At 67.8% G+C, this 19102-nt stretch carries 16 protein-coding genes; 7 read left to right on the forward strand and 9 right to left on the reverse strand.

The features are described from left to right. Positions 1–72: 72 nt before the first annotated feature. The 3 genes from MLP_RS16995 to MLP_RS29265 form a co-directional block, all read right to left on the reverse strand. Positions 73–2526: an ATP-binding cassette domain-containing protein gene (locus tag MLP_RS16995; protein WP_041792798.1), complete on the reverse strand. Its 2454-nt coding sequence runs from the start codon at positions 2524–2526 to the stop codon at positions 73–75. 141 nt (positions 2527–2667) lie between these two features. Further along, positions 2668–3237 carry an NADPH-dependent FMN reductase gene (locus MLP_RS17000; protein WP_013864391.1) on the reverse strand — a complete coding sequence of 190 codons (570 nt, stop codon included), beginning with the start codon at positions 3235–3237 and terminating at the stop codon, positions 2668–2670. A gap of 51 nt (positions 3238–3288) precedes the next feature. Continuing rightward, positions 3289–3417, reverse strand: a complete 129-nt coding sequence (locus tag MLP_RS29265; protein ID WP_269453363.1) for a hypothetical protein — start codon at positions 3415–3417, stop codon at positions 3289–3291. A gap of 17 nt (positions 3418–3434) precedes the next feature. Here MLP_RS29265 and MLP_RS17005 point away from each other — a divergent pair, with 17 nt between their 5' ends. Further along, the gene (locus MLP_RS17005) at positions 3435–4097 is read left to right on the forward strand and encodes a LysR family transcriptional regulator (protein WP_013864392.1); all 663 of its coding nucleotides are present in this window, start codon (positions 3435–3437) and stop codon (positions 4095–4097) included. 79 nt (positions 4098–4176) lie between these two features. Further along, complete coding sequence (locus tag MLP_RS17010) at positions 4177–4986, forward strand: alpha/beta fold hydrolase (protein ID WP_013864393.1); 810 nt, start codon at positions 4177–4179, stop codon at positions 4984–4986. 23 nt (positions 4987–5009) lie between these two features. Here MLP_RS17010 and MLP_RS17015 read toward each other — a convergent pair whose 3' ends face one another. Genes MLP_RS17015 through MLP_RS17030 form a run of 4 tightly spaced genes read right to left on the reverse strand, consistent with a single transcriptional unit; the run spans position 5010 to position 11820 of the window. Then, complete coding sequence (locus MLP_RS17015) at positions 5010–6413, reverse strand: nitrate/nitrite transporter (protein WP_013864394.1); 1404 nt, start codon at positions 6411–6413, stop codon at positions 5010–5012. A 27-nt stretch (positions 6414–6440) separates the two neighbouring features. Next, entirely contained in the window at positions 6441–6773 is a 333-nt protein-coding gene (locus tag MLP_RS17020) for a Rieske (2Fe-2S) protein (RefSeq protein WP_013864395.1), read from the reverse strand. Then, a complete protein-coding gene (nirB, locus tag MLP_RS17025) occupies positions 6770–9316 on the reverse strand; it encodes a nitrite reductase large subunit NirB (protein ID WP_013864396.1) in 2547 nt (848 codons plus the stop codon). The genes MLP_RS17020 and nirB overlap by 4 nt, the downstream gene beginning before the upstream one ends. Then, positions 9316–11820: a molybdopterin oxidoreductase family protein gene (locus MLP_RS17030; RefSeq protein WP_013864397.1), complete on the reverse strand. Its 2505-nt coding sequence runs from the start codon at positions 11818–11820 to the stop codon at positions 9316–9318. The genes nirB and MLP_RS17030 overlap by 1 nt, the downstream gene beginning before the upstream one ends. A gap of 216 nt (positions 11821–12036) precedes the next feature. Here MLP_RS17030 and MLP_RS17035 point away from each other — a divergent pair, with 216 nt between their 5' ends. Genes MLP_RS17035 through MLP_RS17045 form a run of 3 tightly spaced genes read left to right on the forward strand, consistent with a single transcriptional unit; the run spans position 12037 to position 15001 of the window. Then, positions 12037–13173, forward strand: coding sequence for a uroporphyrinogen-III synthase (locus MLP_RS17035; RefSeq protein WP_041792807.1), 1137 nt, complete (start codon positions 12037–12039; stop codon positions 13171–13173). Positions 13174–13179: 6 nt separating this feature from the next. Further along, positions 13180–14661, forward strand: a complete 1482-nt coding sequence (locus MLP_RS17040) for a mannitol dehydrogenase family protein (protein WP_013864399.1) — start codon at positions 13180–13182, stop codon at positions 14659–14661. Between the two features lie 46 nt (positions 14662–14707). After that, positions 14708–15001: an antibiotic biosynthesis monooxygenase family protein gene (locus MLP_RS17045; protein ID WP_013864400.1), complete on the forward strand. Its 294-nt coding sequence runs from the start codon at positions 14708–14710 to the stop codon at positions 14999–15001. A 108-nt stretch (positions 15002–15109) separates the two neighbouring features. Here the strand turns inward: MLP_RS17045 and MLP_RS17050 are convergent, their stop codons facing one another. Continuing rightward, positions 15110–15598 carry a DUF1269 domain-containing protein gene (locus tag MLP_RS17050; RefSeq protein ID WP_013864401.1) on the reverse strand — a complete coding sequence of 163 codons (489 nt, stop codon included), beginning with the start codon at positions 15596–15598 and terminating at the stop codon, positions 15110–15112. Between the two features lie 164 nt (positions 15599–15762). On the opposite strand from MLP_RS17050, the gene MLP_RS17055 reads away from it, so the two are divergent. Next, the gene (locus tag MLP_RS17055; protein ID WP_013864402.1) at positions 15763–16857 is read left to right on the forward strand and encodes an AI-2E family transporter; all 1095 of its coding nucleotides are present in this window, start codon (positions 15763–15765) and stop codon (positions 16855–16857) included. A gap of 111 nt (positions 16858–16968) precedes the next feature. Next, positions 16969–17976: an FUSC family protein gene (locus MLP_RS17060; protein WP_013864403.1), complete on the forward strand. Its 1008-nt coding sequence runs from the start codon at positions 16969–16971 to the stop codon at positions 17974–17976. Positions 17977–17997: 21 nt separating this feature from the next. On the opposite strand, the gene MLP_RS17065 is transcribed toward MLP_RS17060, so the two are convergent. Next, positions 17998–18990, reverse strand: coding sequence for an ornithine cyclodeaminase family protein (locus MLP_RS17065; RefSeq protein ID WP_013864404.1), 993 nt, complete (start codon positions 18988–18990; stop codon positions 17998–18000). Between the last annotated feature and the right edge of the window lie 112 nt (positions 18991–19102).

Below are 19102 nucleotides of genomic sequence, written 5' to 3' on the forward strand. Positions count from 1 at the left end.
GCAACGAGATCTTCTGCCAGAGCGCGTCGAGACGCTGATAGCGGTCGGGAACCGACGAGACAATCACGGCGGCTACTCTGCCAATCGCTGGTACTCGAGGTGCCGGCCGGTCAGACTGTCGGCGGCGGCGGACAAGCCGACCGGTGGTCCCGCGTACACCACTCGTCCGCCGCGGTCGCCGGCGCCCGGTCCGAGGTCGAGCACCCAGTCGGCTGCGGTGATCAGATCGCGATCGTGCTCGGCGACGACGACGGTATTGCCGGCGTCGACCAGCCGATGGATCTCCGCCGCCAGCCGCTCCCGGTCAGCGGGATGCAGCCCCGTGGTCGGCTCGTCGAGCAGATAGAGGGTGGGTTCCCGGCTGGTGCGCTGCAGCTCGGTGGCCAGTTTGATCCGCTGCGCCTCACCACCGGAGAGCTCGGTCGCCGGCTGACCCAGACCGAGATACCCCAGCCCGAGCGCATCCAGGGCCCGCAGGCTGCGCAGCACGGCATCCATGGATGACCCGGCACTTATGGATAGTTTCGTCCCCGTAGTCGGTGACGAAACTATCCATAACTCGCGCGCGACGGCGAACACGGTCAGTGCCTCTTCCACCGACAGCTCCAGCACCTCGGCGATGGTCAGTCCCTGCCAGCGCACCTCGAGGGTCTCCGGCAGATAGCGGCTACCGCCACAGGTTTGGCAGGGCGCGTACGACCCAGGCAGGAACATCAGTCCGACCTCGACCATGCCCTCGCCCTGGCAGGTCGGGCAGCGCCCTTCGGCCACGTTGAAGGAGAACCGGCTCACCCCGAAGCCACGCTCCTTGGCCTCGGTTGTCGCCGCGAACAGCTTCCGGACATGGTCGAACAGACCGGTATAGGTAGCCAGGTTGGACCGCGGCGTACGCCCGATCGGCTGTTGGGTGATCCGGACCAGCCGTCGCTCCCCCGCCCCGTCCGCGACCGCGTCCAGCAGGCTGGTCTTGCCGGCCCCGGACACTCCGGTCACCGCGGTGAGGACGCCGAGCGGCATCGCGACATCGAGGTCTCGCAGATTGTTGCGCCGGATACCGTTGAGCGGCAACCACCCTTGCGGGGCTCGTGGCTCACCCATCGGCCGGGGTCGTCGGTCCAGCCAGCTGCCAGTGAGCGAATCGCCAACTCCGGACAGGCCGGCCACGGGACCCGAATAGAGGACCTGGCCGCCGTGCCGGCCGGCGCCGGGCCCGACGTCGACCACCCAGTCGCAGACCCGGATGAGATCGCGGTCGTGCTCCACCAGCAGCACGCTGTTGCCGCCGTCGACCAAGCGACGTACGACATCGCGAAGCGCCTCGGAATCGGCCGGGTGCAGACCCGCGGACGGTTCGTCCAAGACGTAGACGACACCGAACAGCCCCGTACCGAGCAGGGTCGCGAGCCGCAATCGTTGCAGTTCGCCGGCCGAGACCGAGGCGGTCGGCCGGGCCAGGCTGAGATGGCCCAGTCCGAGTTCGACGAGGACATCGAGGCGACTCAGCAGTTCCGCCAGCAGGGTCCCCTCAGCTTCCTCGACCGCGGTTTCCCGCCCGGTATCGGCACCGAGTTCGATCAGCCGAGAACGGCACTCGTCGCGTAACCGGTCCAACTGCCAGCCGGTGACGACGTCGACCGGCTCACCACGCCAGGTCACCGCGAGCGCATCCGCGCGGAGCCGGCGACCGTGGCAGAGCGGACAGGTCTGCACGTCGACAAAGCTCATCGCGCGCTCCCGGGTGGCCGCCGAGCCCGAGCCGAGCGATTTCTGCAGGTGGCGTTCGGCGCTGAGGTATTTGCCCTCGTACGGTCGGTGGATCCGGCCCGCCTCGCGCACCGAGTGGACGGTGACGACCGGCTCCTCCTCGGTGAACAGGATCCAGTGCCGATCCTCTGGCGACAGCTCGCGCCACGGTCGGTGGATGTCGTAGCCGAGGGTGTCGAGGATGTCTCGATAGTTCTTGCCGAGCCAGGCACCGGGCCAGGAGGCGATGGCCTTCTCCGCGATCGACAGACTGGGATCAGGCACCATCGATGCCTCGGTAGCCCGATGCACCTCGCCCAGTCCGTCGCACTCCGGGCAGGCGCCGACGGTGGTGTTCGCGGAGAAGTGGTCGGAGTCGAGCCGACCGTCACCATCCGGATCGGCACCTTCGGGATAGGCACCGGCCCGGGAGAACAGCATCCGGACGGTGTTGGCCAGGGTCGTCACCGTGCCCACGGTGGAGCGCGCGTTCCCGCCACCTCGGGTCTGCTGGAGGGCGACGGCGGGCGGCAGACCGCTGACCTGGCGGACCCGCGGGTTGGTCGCCTGATGGATCAACCGCCGAGCGAACGGGGCGACCGAGTCGAAATAGCGACGCTGCGCCTCAGCATGGATGGTGCCGAACGCCAGCGACGACTTGCCGGACCCGCTCACCCCGGTCACCGCGACCAACCGGTTCCGTGGGATATCGACATCGACGTCGCGCAGATTGTGCAGTCGAGCGCCGCGTACGCGGATGCCGTCGGCCAGGTCTTCTGTCATCGCCACGCCACTATCTCAACACTCTCGGCTGGTCCGCTGCGATCTGCTCGGGTTGGTCGGTCTCGCTCGATCAATAGATGGAGCAGAACCGACAAGACCGAGCAGATCCGGGCGCGGGTCAGGGCTCGACGGCCGCCGTGGTCAGGGCCGGGGAAGCACCGTCAGGACACGGGCGATGTGATCGCGGAACTCTTCCATGTAGCCACGGAGGAACGCGGCGGTGGCTTCATCGCTGACCTCGCCGTCGGGGCTGAAGACCGCCGGGGAATAGTGGATGTACGCCTCCGGGGAGGTCATCTGGCGCGCGTTGCAGAAGCCCAGCACCGCCCGCAGGCTCTGCTGACCGACGGCGGTCCCGATGGCGCCGATCGAGGCGCCGATGACGCCGGCCGGAATGTGGTGGAAGGAGTTCTTGCCCCACGGCCGGGAGGCCCAGTCGATCGCGTTCTTCAAGGCACCGGGAATCGAGCGGTTGTACTCCGGGCTGATGAACAGCACCGCGTCCGAGCCTTCGATGGCCTCCTTCAAGGCGATCGCCTCCGGCGGGTAGTCGGCATCGTAATCAGGGCTGTAGAGCGGCAGATTCCCGATCGGGATCTCGCTGAACTCCAAGTCCGGCGGCGCAAGACTGATCAGCGCCTTGGACAAGACCCGGTTGATCGAGGTGGACGACAGGCTTCCGATGAAATAGCCAACCTGGTACGTGGTCACGGGCTGTTCCTTTCGGCTGGTGGAACTAGGCGTTGTGACCAAGTGTGGTTGTCAGGAGCCCAGCGCGGCAAGCAGCCCAACGTAGCCCGGCGCTGGTGCCTCCGCGTCGGGCAGCCGCAGCTCACAGTCGTTCGCCGATGAGAGTGCGGTGAGAGTGCGCCCGGCAATCATCGCCGACACCCCACTAGCATGCAGCCGTGGTCGATCTTGATCTACGCCGACTGCACTACTTCGTGGCGGTCGCCGAATCGCTGAGCTTCATCCGTGCTGCGGCGGCGGTACACATGACCCAGCCCGCACTGAGCCGTCAGATCGCAGCCCTGGAACAGTCCTTGGGCACCAAGCTGTTCGAGCGTTCGCGCCAGGGCACCGAGCTCACCGCCGCCGGCCGCGAGATCTTGGACCAGGCTCGGGACCTGCTGCGGGCGGCCACAGCGCTCGAGCGAGCGGCACGCACGGCGGGGCGCGCGGAGGCTCGGTTCACGATCGGGTTCATGCCTGGCACCGATGCGGCATCGATCATCACCACCTTCCAGCGTCAACATCCCGACCTCCAGATCGACGCTGTGTTCACCAGCCTCGCCGACCAGGTCGACTTCGTCACCGATGGTCGGGTCGACATCGCGTTCACCCGGCTGCCGATCGGCCCGAGGACATTGCGGGTCGTGCCGCTGTTCGAGGAAGCGCTGATGGTCGCGATCTCGCGCGACCACCCCGGCGACCGACGGCTGACACAGGCCACCAGGGCGGCCCCGGACGGTTCATGCCGAGGCGGCATCAGCGTCGCCAGAATCGGCATTGGCGAGAGCTGGCGGTCCTCGAACACGATGGTGACCACCAGGCCCGACATCGTCTGGTGAGGTCACGAGACAGTCAGCGCGCGGACTGTGCCGACCGCACCAGCCTGGTTCATTCTCCCCTGACTGAAAGGACTTCACCATGCGACGACTGCTGCGCAGCTGGCTGCTGGCTGTGGCGACTCTGACCCTGCTGGCCACCGCCGGCATCTATCCGAGCGCGGCCGGCACCACCGGCCATCCCGCCCCGAAAAGACCGACCATCGTGCTGGTGCACGGGGCGTTCGCGGACTCGTCCAGTTGGAGCGGCGAGGTCGAGCGACTCCAGAATCGCGGCTATCAGGTGATCGCCGTCGCGAACCCGCTGCGCAGTGTCGCTTCCGACACGGCGTACCTGACGAGCGTGCTGGCCACCATTCCGGGCCCGATCGTGCTCGTCGGGCACTCCTACGCCGGCTTCTTGATCAGCGCGGCGGCAGCGAACGATCCGGACGTGAAGGCACTCGTCTATGTCGCCGCCTACATCCCACGGGCCGGGGAGTCGCCGGCAGACCTGACCTACAAGGATCCGGGCTCGCTGTTGAGTGGAGACAACCTCGTCGGCCGGTCCGAGCCGACCGGTGGCACCGATCTGTACGTCAATCCGGCCACCTTCCAGAAGGTCTACGCAGGCGGTCTGTCCCGTTCCGAGGCAGCCGTGGCCGCCGTCGTCCAACGGCCCATTGCCGCGGCCGCTCTGGGCGAGGCCACCACCGTGAATCCGCCGGCCAAGACACCGAAGTGGGCCATCGTGGCACTGGAGGACAACGCCATTCCCACGGTCACCCAGCGGTTCATGGCGCAGCGTGCCGGTGCCCGGGTCGTCACCACACACTCCGGTCATGACGTGCCGGCCGCCAGCCCCAAGCTCGTGGCCGACGTCATCCTGAGCGCGGCACAGACGGTGCACTGACCGAGCTGCACCGGACGCGGCCCTCAAACACCGGGCGGTCGGCCGTCCTGCGGTCGGATGAACGCCGTCCAGGTGATCGCGAAACAGACGGCGTAGTAGGCGATGAAGATCAGGTAGGCCCCGTCGCCGGTCTGGAAGCTCAGGAACGACTGTCGAAACGCCAGGTTGACCCCGACTCCGCCGAGGGCGCCGATCGCACCAGCAAGACCGATCAGCGCACCGGCGCGTCGGGTGGCCCGCTTCTCGGTCAAGTCCACCTCCTCGCCGCGGCCTGCCTCGACGACCGCCTTGGCATGGAAGATCGCCGGGATCATCTTGTACGTCGAACCGTTCCCCAGCCCGCTGAACACGAACAGCGTGGTGAACCCGACGATGTAGATCGGCAGCGAGTGCAACTGGGAGGCCGCCAACACGACGCCGGCGCCGATGGCCATCGCCACGAAGTTCCAGAAGGTGACCCGCGACCCCGAGTAGCGGTCGGCCAGCGCACCGCCGACCGGACGGATCAGCGAGCCGAGCAACGGTCCGAGGACGGTGAGCGCCGCAGCCTTGACCGGGGTCGGGAACTGCTCGGGGAACTGCACCAGCAGCACCTGTCCGAACGCGAAGCTGAAGCCGATGAAGGAACCGAAGGTGCCGATGTAGAGCAGCGACATGATCCAGGTCTCGCGATGGGTCATCACCTCCCGGATGGCGCCCTTGGCTTGGGAGTTCTGCGCCAGGTTGTCCATGAACACCGCGGCGCCGCTCGCGGCCAGGAGGATCAGCGGCAGATAGATGACCACCATCGCGCGCGGGTGCTGCGTGCCGAGGGTGGCGAGCACGACCAGGCCGACGAGTTGCACGACCGGCACGCCCAGGTTGCCGCCACCGGCGTTGATGCCGAGCGCCCAACCCTTGAGCCGGACCGGGTAGAAGGTGTTGATGTTGGTCATCGACGAGGCGAAGTTGCCACCACCGACGCCGGCGGACATGGCCACCACCAGCAAGGTGCCGAACTCCACACCCGGCTGCAGGAAGATGGCGATCAGGGTCGTCGGCACCAGCAGCAGCAACGCTGACACGATGGTCCAGTTGCGGCCGCCGAAGATCGCGACCGCGAACGTGTACGGCAACCGCAGCACCGCCCCCACCAGCGTCGGCAGTGCGGTCAGCAGGAACTTCTGCGCCGGGTCGAAGCCGTACTCCGGGCCGAGGAACAGCACCAGCACCGACCACAGGCTCCAGATGGAAAACCCGATGTGCTCGCTGGCGACGGAGAAGATCAGATTGCGGCGGGCGATCGGCTTGCCCCTGGTGGTCCAGAACTCCGGGTCCTCCGGGCGCCAGTCCTCGATCCACCTGCCCCCGAGGCGGTGCTTGGCGGCTGTGGTGGCCAGAGTGCTCGAGGTCGCAGGTGCCGTGGTCGAGGTATCGGACGTACTCATGATTGCGAGTCCTTCAACGGTGGTGGATCAACAGTCGAGGACGATGCGGTCGTCGATGACCTGCACGTCGTAGGTGCGCAGGGTGTAGTCACTGCTGGTCGAGCAGCCGGTGGTGAGGTCGAACGCGTTCAGGTGCAGCGGACAGAGCACCACCGTCGAGTCGATCTGCCCGTCAGCGATCGGGCCGCCCTTGTGTGGGCAGACCGCGGACACCGCACGCAGGCTGCCGTCGCGCAGTCGGAAGACCGCGATCTGCTCCCCGGCGACCGCGAAGGCCCGGCCCTCGCCGTACGGGACCTGGTCGAGCCTGCCCAGGACGTGCCGCATGCCCACGCGGGCGTCGCTCAGGTCGGTGCTCACCAGGACCCGCCCAGCAAGATCTCGGCCCGATTCTTGGGCACGTGCGGCAGCACCTCGAGCGGCAGCGATGCCCGGAACTGCCCCGGGCTTGCCGGGTTCTTCCCGTCCTGCCACGGATCGCGGTGGTTCTCGGCATGCTTGGCCACTTCCGCGTCCAGCCGCTCCGCGATCCCTTCACTGTCGGTGACCACCACGGCGCGGATGTGCTCCAGCCCGACTCGGGGAACGAACGCGTACGTGCGTTCCAGCCACTTGGCGTTCTCCCGGTAGTACTGCAGGAACCGGCCGGTGAGGAGCTTGGCGGTCTCGGCGTCGTCGACGGTGCAGAGCAGATCGCCCTTGCGGATGTGCGCGCCGGCCGCGCCGCCGATGTAGATCTCCCAGCGGCCGCCCTCGATCGCCACGATGCCGACGTCCTTCACGTACGACTCGGCGCAGTTGCGGGGGCAGCCCGAGACGGCCAGTTTCATCTTGGCCGGACCCTCCATGCCCTGCAGCCGCGTCTCCAGCTCGATCCCGAGCTTGGTGGAGTCGCCGGTGCCGAACCGGCAGAACTCCTGCCCGACACAGGTCTTCACGGTGCGAAACGACTTGCCGTACGCGTAGCCGGACGGCATGTCGAGGTCGGCCCAGACGGCCGGCAGGTCCTCCTTCTTGATGCCCAGCAGGTCGATCCGCTGACCGCCGGTCAGCTTGACCATCGGCACGTCGTACTTCTCCGCGACGTCGGCGATCCGGCGCAGCTGCTCGGGTGTCGTGACCCCGCCCCGCATCTGCGGCACGACGGAGAAGGTGCCGTCCTTCTGGATGTTGGCGTGCACCCGGTCGTTGATGAATCGGCCCTCACGATCATCGGGCGCCTCGCTCCCCCACATCATCTTCAGCAGTGACGCCAGACCCATCTTGGACTTGGCGTCCTCCGCGCCGCCCGGCGCCAAGGCCGCGAACACCTCGGCCACCGAGCGCAGGTTGCGCTCCCGGATCTCGGCCATCAGGGTCGGCTTGTCCAGCGGGATGCCCGGCACATACCAGTGGATCGACGGATCCTCCTGGACCGCACCGTCGGCGGCCCACTCCACCAGCTTGGCCACCAGCCCCTTGCAGGACCCGCAGCCCTTGCCGGCCCGGGTCGCGTCCATCACGCCGGTGACGGTCTTGCAGCCGCCCTTGACGGTGTCGACGATCGTCGACTTGCAGACGCCGTTGCAATTGCACACCTGGGCGTCGTCGGCCAGCTCGGCGACACCGACGTCCTCCGTGGGCCCACCCAGGTCGAACAGCAGCTCCACCCGCTCGTCCGGCAGTGGCAGCCCGCGGTCGAAGGCCTGCTGCAGGAAGGCGACCTTGGAGCTGTCACCGAGCAGCGTCGCGCCGATCACCTTGCCGTCGCGGACCACGACCGACTTGTAGACGCCCCGGCTCGGCTCGGAGAACACGATGTGCTCGTCGGTGTCTCGCTCCGGCTCGGCGACACCCATCGAGGCGACCTCGACTCCGGCCACCTTGAGTTTGGTCGCGGTGCGCGAGCCGAGATAGCGCGCCGCGGGGTTCGCGCCGGTGATCTGATCGGCAAGCACCACCGCCTGCTCCCACAGGGGTGCCACCAGTCCGTAGACCTCGCCGCGGTGCTGCACGCACTCCCCGACCGCGAACACCGACGGGTCTTCGACGGTACGCAGCTGGTCGTCGACCACGATCGCCCGTTCGACGGTGAAACCGGAGACGGTGGCGACATCGGTGTTCGGCCGGATACCGGCGGCGATCACCACCAGATCGCAATCGATCTCGGTGAGATCGCGCAGCTTGACGCCGCGCACCCGGTCCGGACCCCAGACCTCGGTGACCCGGGTGCCGGTGAAAACCCCGACGCCGAGCTGGGCCATGCTGCGGCGCAGGATCTCACCGCCGGCGCGGCCGAGCTGGGCGTTCATCAGGTGCTTGCCGGAGTGCACGACGTCGACCTGGACCCCATGGGTCTGCAAGCCGCGGGCGGCCTCCAGACCGAGCAGGCCACCGCCGATCACCACCGCCCGGTGATGATCCTCGCGCCGCGCGTACTCGACCATCGCCCGGGTGTCGTCGAGGGTGCGGAAGGAGAAGACGCCCGGCAGCATCGAGCCATTTGGGCGATAGATGCCCTCCGTCGGCGGCACGAAAGCGCGGCTGCCGGTGGCAATGATCAGCTGGTCGTAGGGCGTGATCGACCCGTCATCGCCGAAGACCACCTTGGCGAACCGATCGATTCGCTCGATGCGGACGCCGGCATGCAGGTCGATGGCGTTGTCGGCGTACCACTGCAGGCTGTTGAGGAAGATGTCCGCCTCGCTGTCCTCGCCGGACAGCACATGGCTGAGCATGATGCGGTTGTAGTTGCCGTACGGCTCGTCGCCGAACATGGTGATCTCGAACAGCTCGGCACCGTTGCGGCTGAGGATCTCCTCCACCGTGCGGGCACCGGCCATGCCATTGCCGATCACCACCAGCCGCTGCTTCGTCGGCCAGCTCTCCCTCGCTGAACTGGGAGGCGCAAGCAGATCTGTCATCAGTGCTCTACCAGTCCGAGGTCGACCACGACCGTGCCGATCAGTCCGGCGGGTGCGGCCAGGGCGAGCTCGATCAGCGAGCCACCCTCGATGTCCTCCACGACCCGCAGCGGCACGTGCACGTCACCCTTGGCGCCGATCGGGAAGTAGCGCATCGGCACTCCGTCGCGCAGCAGCACGACGGTGATCAGCTCGTCGGTGGAGTTGCCGCCGCGGAAATAGAGCGCCTGACTGACCACGCCATCGGGCACCAGCCGGCTGAGCTCGTCGCTGATCGGTGTCTGCTTGTCCATCCCGGCGCCGTGGAAGGGATAGACGCCTTGCAGGAAATGGTTGCGAGCGATCACGGGAGATTCCTTCCGAGGAGACGAGTTGCCGATCCGGGCGACGTCGACCGCGCAGGCCTTGAAGGCGGGCATCTTGGAGTGCCGATCCAGCACGGGGTTGGTGAGGTTGTTGGCCGCCGAGGCCCCGCCCCAGTGGAACGGCACGAACACGGTGTCGGGCCGGATGTCGTCGTTGACGCTGGCCCGGAAGGTCGCGGTGCCGCGGCGCGATCTCAGCTCGACGAGGTCGGTGTGCTGCACACCCAGTGAGCGGGCCAGGTCCGGGTGCAGCTGAGCTTCCGGCTCCCCGGTGGCCTGTTCCTGACGGGCCTGTTCCTGATGGGCCTGTTCCTGACGGGCCTGGGCCGGGCTCAGCGCCCGCCGCGTCTGGGTGCCGCTTTGGTAGTGCGCCATCAGCCGACCGGTGGTCAGCACGTACGGGAACCTGGCATCCGGCGTCTCGGCGGGTGCGGTGTAGTCGACCCGGATGAAGCGGGCTCGGCCGTCGCGGGTCGGGAAGCCGCCGGCGAACAGGCGTGGCGTACCGGGATGGTCCTCGCTCGGACACGGCCAGAACACTCCGTCGGTGGCCTCGATCCGCTCCCAGCTGATGCCGGCATAGTCGGCGATACCGCCGGCCGAGGCGCGGCGCAGCTCGGCGAACATCTCGGCCGGATCGGCGCTGAGATAGGCACCCCGGCCGAGTCCGTCGGCCAGGGCCTTCAACAGCTGCAGGTCGTCGAGCACTCCTTCGGGCGGCGGCAGCGCCCGCTTGCGCCGGATGACGCGGCCTTCGAGGTTGGTCATCGTCCCTTCCTCCTCCGCCCACTGGGCGGCGGGGAGCACGACATCGGCCAGTTCGGCGGTCTCGGAGAGGAAGAGGTCGGAGACCACCAGCAGGTCCAGGGCGGCGAGCCGGTCGCGGACCCGGTTCACGTCCGGGGCGGAGACGGCGATGTTGGACGCCAGCACCAGCAGCGCGCGGACCCCACCGTCGGTGCCCATCCGGTCGAGCATCTCGTACGCCGACAGCCCCGGCTTGGGCAGCTCGGTGGGGTCGATCCCCCAGACTTTCGCCACGTGTGCGCGGTGTTCCGGGTCGGCCAGCTTGCGATAGCCGGGCAGCTGATCCGCCTTCTGGCCGTGCTCGCGGCCTCCCTGGCCGTTGCCCTGGCCGGTGATCGTGCCGTAGCCGGAGCACGGCCTGCCGGGCAGTCCGAGCGCCAGCGCCAGGTTGATGAACGCCTGCGCGGTGTCGGTGCCGGCACTGTGCTGCTCGGCTCCGCGGGCGGTCAAGATCATCGCGCTCTCGGCCTCGGCGAGCGCACGGACGGCGGCGATCATGGACTCGACCGGTACGCCGGTGATCCGCTCCACCCGGTCCGGCCAATAGGACGCGACCCCGTCCCGCACCGCGGCGAAACCGGAGGTGCGGGCGGCCACATACTCCTCGTCGACCAGGCCCTCCCGAATCGCCAGGTGGAGCAGACCGTTGGCCAGCGCGAGATCGGTGCCCGGCACGGGCTGCAGGTGCAGATCGGCGCCTGCTGCCGTCGCGGTCCGGCGCGGATCGACGACGATGTGCGTCGCCCCGGCGGCACGACCGGCGTCGAAATACTGCATCGCCGGCGGCATCGTGGCGGCCGGGTTCGAACCGACCAGCAGGATCGCCTTGGTCTCGGCGATGTCGGCCAGCGGAAACGGCAGCCCGCGATCGATGCCGAAGGCTCGGTTGCTCGCGGTCGCCGCCGAACTCATGCAGAACCGGCCGTTGTAGTCGATCATGGCGGTGCGCAGCACCACCCGGGCGAACTTGCCGAACGCGTACGCCTGCTCGTTCGTCAGGCCGCCACCGCCGAAGCAGCCGACCGCGTCGCGACCGTACTTCGCTTGGGTGGCGGTGATCCCGTCGACGATCGCCGCCAGCGCCTCGGTCCAGCTCGCCGGCCGGAAAGCGCTGGCCCGATCCCCAGGCACCGTGCGCACCAACGGGTGCAGCAGCCGCTGCGGATGATCCAGCAAGGTCGCCGCGTTCCAGCCCTTGCTGCACAGACCACCCCGGTTGGTCGGGAAGTCGAGCTGCGGCTGCAGGGTGACCGGCCGGGTTCGGGCCGTCAGCACGATCCCGCACTGCAAAGAGCAGTACGGACAGTGCGTCCGGGTTCGGTCGGCAAGCATGCAACCATCGTCGAAACTGCGTGTTACAGCCTGCGGCGATCCCCGGTAACGGCGGGTAAGCGTTCTCTCTCACCCGGCCAAGGCCGAGGTGAGATCAGCCGAAACAACCGGTAACACAATCGGGACCCGGCCTTAACGTGCGTCGGTCTAGGGTCGTCGCACCAGTCCTCGGCGCAGGAGAGTCCGCATGCTGTTCGATCCGAGCGCGTGGGACTCGTGAGCGCAGCGTCCCGTCCTGCGGACCGCCGGCAGAGTCCGATTGAGCTGCTCACCGGATTCCGGGTCGGGGTGACCTCCGATCGCCGGTCCCAGGACCTGATCTCGGCCCTGGAACGCCGGGGCGCCGAGGTGCTGCACGCTCCGGCACTGAAGATCGCGCCCCACGACCAGGACACCATCCTGGTCGCCGAGACGCGGGCGCTGATCGAGGCTCGTCCCGAGGTGGTCTTGATCACCACCGGATATGGGATGCGTCGTTGGCTCGAGGTTGCGGACACGGTCGGGCTCGGGGCACGACTCACCGAGGTCTTGGAGGATGCGCTGATCCTCGCTCGCGGACCAAAATCAGTGGGTGCGATCCGGGCCGCCGGGCTCGAAGAGGAAGCTGCCAGCGCGAGCGACACCACCGCATCCCTGATCGACGCGGTGCATCAGGCGGGCCTGACCGGCCGGCGCGTCGCCATCCAGCTGCACGGCTACACCGACGAGATCCAGCTCGCCCGGTTGCGCGACCTCAGCGCCCGCGTGTGGACCGTGACGCCCTACCGCTGGGTGCCGCCGGCCGCCCCGGACCGGCTGACCCGGCTGATCGAGGCCACCTGCGCCAGGCACCTCGATGCCGTGACGTTCACCAGCGCACCCGGCGCCGAGGCCACCGTGGCGGTGGCTCGGGAGATCGGCCTGCTGGACGAGTTCGTCGCAGCACTGGAAACCGACGTCCTTGCCGTCGCGGTCGGTCCGGTGACCGCCGGACCGCTGCGCGACGCCGGCGCAACGGTGCTGGCTCCGGACCGTCATCGGCTCGGTGCACTCATCCGGTTGGTCAGCGAAGAGCTGGCCGAGCACCGCGTACGCCGTCTTCGCTGCGGCGCAGCCGAACTGGAGCTGCGCGGCGGGGCGGTGCTGGTGGACGGACGACTGATCACCCTCAGCCCCAACGCCTTCGCTCTGCTCCGGACCCTGGCCGGCACGGAAGGGGTCGCCCGACGAGCCGACCTGCAGCGGTGTCTCCCGGACGGCACCGATGAGCACGCACTCGATGTCGCGATCAGCCGACTCCGCCGATCCCTCGGCGTTCCCGGTCTGGTGAAGACGGTGGTCAAGCGTGGCTACCGGCTGGGCGCCGTACGCTAATCGGCCATGAGCAAGCTCAATCGCAGCACGTTGTCTTCTCTGGACAGCGCAGTGAAGGTGCCTGGCTACGATCTCGCGGCCGTGCGAGGAGGGATCGCCCACATCGGCGTCGGGGCATTCCACCGAGCCCACCAGGCTGTCTATGTCGATCGGCTGCTCAACCAGGGGCTGGCGATGGACTGGGGCATCGTCGGGATAGGCCTGCTGCCACCCGATGCGGCGATGCGAGACGCGCTCCGCGATCAGGACTATCTCTACACCGTCCTGGTCAAGCACGCCGACGGCAGCCTGGAACCACACGTAGTGGGTTCGATCATCGACTATCTGTTCGCACCCGACGACCCGGAGGCGGTGCTGTCGGCACTGACCGACCCGGCGATCCGGATCGTCTCGTTGACCATCACCGAGGGTGGCTATCACGTCGACCAGAGCACCGGTGAGCTCGACCTCGACGATGCGTTGCGGGCCGATCTCGTTCCCGGGGCGGTGCCGGCGACCGCATTCGGTTTCATCGTCGAGGCGCTCGCCCGCCGGCGGGCGGCCGACATCGCGCCGTTCACCGTGATGTCGTGCGACAACATCCAAGGCAACGGCACGCTGGCCCGCCACGTCATCACCGACTTCGCCCGATTGCGCGACCCCGAGCTCGGAGCCTGGATCGAGGCAAACGTCGCGTTCCCCAACTCGATGGTCGACCGCATCACCCCGGTCACCACCGACACCGACCGAGCGCTGCTGACGGTCGAGTTCGACCTCGAGGACCGGTGGCCGGTGGTGTGTGAGCCCTACCTGCAGTGGGTGCTGGAGGACGAGTTCTGCACTGGGCGGCCGCCGTTCGAGGTCGCCGGCGTCCAGGTGGTGGACGAGGTTGCGCCGTACGAGCTGATGAAGCTGCGACTGCTCAACGCCGGTCACCAGGCGCTGGGCTATCTCGGCTACCTGGCGGGCTATCGCTACGCCCACGAGGCCGCCCAGGACCCGCTGTTTGCGGAGTTCCTACTCGGCTACATGGAGCAGGAGGCCACGCCGAGCCTGGATCCGGTGCCGGGTGTGGACCTGGCGGCGTACCGAGCCCAGCTGATCGAGCGGTTCGCCAACCCGTACGTCGCCGACACTCTGGCCCGGCTGTGCACGGACAGCTCGGACCGGATCCCGAAGTTCCTGGTGCCGGTGATCCAGTACCAACTCGCCCACGGCGGACCGGTGCACCGGTCCGCACTCGTGGTGGCCTCCTGGGCCCGCTATGCCGAAGGCGTCGACGAGCAGGGCCAGCCGATCGACGTCGTCGATCAGCGACGGGCCGCGGTCCAGGCCCGGGCCGAACACAATCTGGATGAGCCGCTGCTGTTCCTGGCGGACGAGAGCCTGTTCGGCGCCCTGCGCGAGGACGCCAGGTTCACAGCTCTCTACACCGCAGCCCTTCGTGAACTCCACACCCACGGCGCCCGAGCCACCCTCGAACAGTGGCCACCGGCTGACCTGGACTAGTGTCGAATTAGGGTGGCCTAACCAGCCGTGATCAGAGAGGACCATCGTGGCGTACGTCAACATCACTGCCCTGAGCTTCCCGCCTGGGGCCCAGGCGGAGATCGAACGGCGGTTCGGGGCTCGCAAGAAGGCGGTCGACGCCGCTGCGGGGTTCCAGGGGTTCGAGCTGCTGCGTCCCACGGTCGGCGAGGACCGCTATTTCGTGGTGACCAGGTGGGATTCTCAGCAGGATTACCAGGCGTGGTCTTCGGCCCGTCCCACCGGCGGTCATGACGACGACAAGCGTCGTGGCATGAACGTCGAGATCCTGGGCTTCGAGGTTGTCGATCTCGACGACTGACGAGGTCGGCAGTCGGGCCAAACCTGCGGCTCAACCAGCGTGACACGGCGTGTCGCGACCTCTGGCGTCGTTGAGCCGCACATTTGTCACACCTGACCTATCGGACCCTCAGTCGAGGCCGAGTCGCTCCCGCAACGCCGCTTCGTCCTCCGCACTCAGATTGGACTCGATCAACTCCAGGTGGGTGCCGACGAAACGCTGCCGGATCCGATCGGCGACCGCGCCCGAGGTCAGCAGGAACAGCGCGGAGGTTCCCTCGGTCACCTGCTCCTTCACGTTGTCGATGAAGTCGTCGTCCACGCCGACGTCTTCCAGCTTGCCCTTGATCACTCCCGCCGCGGCACCGACTCCGGCGCCGATCACCGGCATGAAGAACAAGATGCCGAACAGGAATCCCCAGAACATGCCGCCCAGCGCGTACTCGCCGGTCAGGTCACCGATCTGGCGGGTCTTGGGCCGTCGTTGCCCGACCGGCCATTCCACGATGGCCGCCTCCTGGACTCTGATGAGACCCTCATCGTCCAACTCCCGCAACGTCCGCATCGCCAGGGACGCACCGTCTGGTCGATCGAACTTCCACGCCGTCAACGTCGCCATTGCAGCCTCACTCTCCACGTCGACAAGGGCCACCTTTCTCAGCACCCTACCGACCCGCCGGTGAACGGAATCACCTTCGCAGGGTGAATCGATCAGGGCACGCCATGAGTAGCGTTCCCATCGAACCGGAACCGGACCCTACGTACGAAGGGCGCAGCCAGGAGATGACCGATCCCACGACGGCAGCCAAGCGCGCTGACCGTGAACCGGCCAGCCATACCGGGCTGAGTCCAGCCAGCCGCGTGCTGCTGACCTTGGCCACCGCGACCATCACGATCGCCGGGCTGTATCTGGCCCGCGGCGTGATCGGCCCCCTTGCCGTCGCGGCACTCGTGGTCATGGTGGCGCACCCGGTTCGCCGTCCGCTCGAGCGCCGCGGCGTCCCGTCCTGGCTTGCCACGGCGGCGGTGATCGTGGTCGCGTACCTGATCCTGGTGATCATGGGACTGCTGTTGGTCATCGCCGTGGCCCAGTTCGTCGATCTGCTCCCCCAGTACGCGGACCGGTTCACGGCACTGGAGGAACAGCTGGTGCCGATCATCAGCCAGATCGGCCTGGACGCCGAGAGCGCCCGCACCATGCTCGGGTCGATCAGCCCGGCCAAGCTGCTGGGACTGGCAGGCGCAGTCAGCAGCGCCGTGCTGGGCGCCAGCACGGCGTTCTTCTTCGTCCTCGCCTACATCGTGTTCATGGCGGCGGACGCGGGGACGTTCGGCGCCCTCTACCGACGCTTCGCCGACACCAAGGCCGGCGTCATCGACACCTTGACGCGGTTCTCTCAGTCTGTCCGCAAATATCTGCTGGTCAACACCGTCTTCGGGGCCGTGGTCGCGGTTCTCGACGGCATCGTGCTGGTCGTTCTGGGGCTGCCGGCCCCGATGCTCTGGGCGATCCTGGCCTTCGTCACCAACTACATCCCCAACATCGGGTTCGTCATCGCGCTGATTCCACCGGCGCTGCTCGCGCTGCTGACCGGGGGCTGGGCTGACGCTCTGGCGGTGGTCATCGCGTACTGCGTGATCAACATGGTGATGCAGACCTTCATCCAGCCCAAGTTCGTCAGCGACGCAGTCCGATTGAGTCTGACCTTGACCTTCTTCTCGGTGGTGTTCTGGAGCATCGTTCTCGGGCCGATCGGCGCTGTGCTGGCCATTCCGGCGACCCTGCTGGTCCGCGCCCTGTTGCTCGAAGGCGATCCGGGGGCGTTCTGGGCACGCTGGCTGACCGGCGACCAGGCAGAGCCACTCGAGCCCGCCTGAATCATTTCCCTACTGGCAGCCCGCGGGCCGGCCCGGCACCGAGGAGAGCGAGGTCGGGATCACTATGCTCTCCGGTATGGCAACGCCCGTCGGCGAGGTTGGTCCCGTCGGATGAGCACCAGCGAACCGGGGCAGCGGAGTCAGCCGCCAGGGCTGACCTGGTCGTGGGGACACGCCCTGGTCGGTGCGGTGTACGCGATTCCGGCTGCCGTGGTGGCGATGATCGACCCCGCACTGGGCGTACCGCTGGCGGTGGGTGTGCTCCCTGCCGCCATCATCGGCATCCCCGCTCGACGCCGCGAGCGGATCAGGATCTTGTTGATCGGCACGCTGGCCGGCGCCTCGGTGTTCGTAGGCGGACTGCTGTCGCACCTGCCGATGCCGGCAACGGCGGTGCTGCTGGCAGCCACGGTGGCGGCAGCGGCTCTCACCGCCTCGATGGCATCCGCCGGACGTGTCGTCCTCGCCCTGTGCGCTCCCATGGTCGGCGTCGGCCTGTCCTACGGCGACTACGCCGAGTCCATCGCCACGTTCGCCCTCCTCACCGCCGGTGCCGCCTTCGCCTGGGTCGTCGCGCTGTGCTGGCCCGAGCGCGCCGCACCCGAGCGGCCCCAGACACCGCTGCCCCCTCGGCACGCGATGCTGGGGTACGGCGCGCGGATGGGGGTGGCCGCTGCACTCACGTACGCGATCGCCGCGTCGCTCGGTCTCGATCATCCCGGCTGGGCACCCGCCGCCTGCCTGCTGGTGGCTCGCCCTCAGCTGGACCTGCTCCAGCAGCGCGGGGTCGCCCGCGTGCTTTCCGTCACCGTCGGCGCCCTGGCCGCCGTTCTCCTGCTCTGGCTTCAGCCATCGAATGCGACGCTCGCTTTTGTGTGTGTTGCGATGCTCGGCGCGATCGCCGGCACCGCCGGCAGCCGGTGGTACATCACCTCGGCCTTCACCACCCTGCTCGTGTTCGTCATGCTCCTCAACGGTCACACCGACGAGACCGTCGCCAAGGTCAACGAGCGGGTGGGCGAGACCGTCCTCGGCGTAGCGGCTGCCTATCTGTTCGGGTGGGCGATTCCTGTGCTGCGCTCGCGACTCACTCGGCAGACCGGCGAGCCGACGGGATAGCCGGGACCGAGCAGGCCGGTGCTACAGGTCGAGCAGCGCACCGACACCTGCCGCCAAAGCGGCTTCGTGGATCGCCGAGGCGACCGCGATATCGACCACAGCCATGCCGATGTTGCTGTTGACGACCAGCTGGTCGCTGCAGGTCCGGCCCGGCGCGAGACCGGCCAGCACCTCACCGGTCTCGGCGGTGATCCGGGGGCTGCCGCCCGGGTAGTAGCCCATCTCCACGAACAGGTCGTGCTCCTCGGTGGAGTCGACGATGTACGCGTCCGCCCGACGCGAGATCTCCGGCGCCCAGAAGGTGTTCAAATCGCACGGGAGGATCGTCTGACCCGCCGACACCCACTCGTCCTTCGCGATCGACAGCGGCTCACGCAACACGATCGTGGCCGAGCTCAGGACCTCGCACTCTTTGACCACCTGCTCGACCGATCCGCGAACCCTGATCGGGATGTCGACACCTGGCTGGATCTCCTCGACCATCCGGTGAGCGACCTCCGGCAAGCGGTCGTAGACCAGGATCTCCTCCAGGCCCTCCAGATAGTGGGCTGCGAAGAGCACGTGCTCACGACCCTGGACGCCGGCCCCGAACATTCCGAATCTCCGCGCACCCGGGTGGAGATGCTTGGCCATCAGCACGGTGACGGCAGGCGTACGCATCGCGGTCAGCCACGCGGAATCCATCAGGCAGACGGGAACTCCCGTCTCGACGTCATTGAGGCACAGCAGCCCGGTCGTCTGCGGTAGCTCGAACTCCGTGGGGTTGCGGGGATAGCACTCGATCCACTTCATGCCGACCAACTGCATGCTCGGCAGATACGCCGGCATGGCGTGGAAGAACACGTCCTGGTACGGGTGCACCCCGATCTTGGCGGGCATCTCGTACCGCTTGTGCCCGTGCTCGACGAGCGCCTGCAAGACCCGATCCAGGATGGTCTGGCGGGACAGCCCCAGGCCGATGACATCCGCCTTGGAGAGGTACAGCAGGTTCCGGCCCCGGACGACCTCGGCCATCTCATCCCTCGTCTCTGCGCAGTTCTCCGCGTGTTTCGTGCGTGTCGATCTGCACCGTACCGATCGTGATTCAGTACGACGAAGTGGCTGGCTGGTCAGAGTGAGGGAGTCG

This window comes from Microlunatus phosphovorus NM-1 (assembly GCF_000270245.1).
Taxonomy (GTDB): domain Bacteria; phylum Actinomycetota; class Actinomycetes; order Propionibacteriales; family Propionibacteriaceae; genus Microlunatus; species Microlunatus phosphovorus.